Genomic DNA, 700 nt, shown 5'->3' with positions numbered 1-700 from the left:
CTCCTCGCACAGCGTGCGGTACTCGCGGGTCTGGAGGATCAGATAGTGCCAGATCTCGTCGATGTCCTGCTCGACGGGGAGGAACAGCCCGCTGAGCTGGTCGCGATGGCGCGAGACGAGGTACAGGTACCGCAGGCACTCGGTGACCTGGCGTTCGACGAAGTCCGGCGCGGCGTCGGTCTTGTCGGTGAAGTGTGCCACCACCTCGGCGTGCAGTTCCTCGCCGAGCAGGGCCCTGAGGTCGTCGGTGGTGACGTACGACGGTGTGGTCATGGTTCTCCCCTGCGCAGGGTCGGGGCCGGGTCGGCGGTCAGTGGTGGGTGGCGAGCCAGGCGTACTTGCCGGACTTCCCGATGGGCAGGTGCGCGCGGTGCTCGACCTGGCACCGGCGCCCGGTCAGGTCGCTGACGGAGTCCGCCAGGGCGTCGGCCTCGGCGGGCGGCAGGGCCTCGCCGTCGAAGGTCGTGTACCGCAGGTGGGCCTCCTTGTCGTCCGTGACCAGCAGTTGGTGGACGAAGACGCTGGGGGCGGCGGCGCTCACGCGGTCGCTCAGGTCGCCCTGGGCGATGGGACCGGACGCGGCGGCGGCTGCCGCGCCCGGGGTGAGGAGTTCCTTCTCCCGTCCGCAGAAGCGCGCGATCCGGTGCGGGTCGGGGGTTCCGTCGAGCGTGCGGACGCAGTCCCCCGAGCGGTACCGGAT

2 pseudogenes are annotated in these 700 nt (G+C 71.0%); both read right to left on the bottom strand.

Annotation, left to right across the window (positions count from 1 at the left end):
• Positions 1-273: pseudogene (locus tag KUM32_RS35400) on the bottom strand (hypothetical protein); the annotation flags it as partial.
• A gap of 37 nt (positions 274-310) precedes the next feature.
• Positions 311-700: pseudogene (locus KUM32_RS35395) on the bottom strand (hypothetical protein); the annotation flags it as partial.

The sequence above is a fragment of the Streptomyces sp. AC627_RSS907 genome (assembly GCF_019049165.1).
Note: the sequence above shows the minus strand (reverse complement) of the source record. Positions and strands in the feature narration are given on the sequence as shown.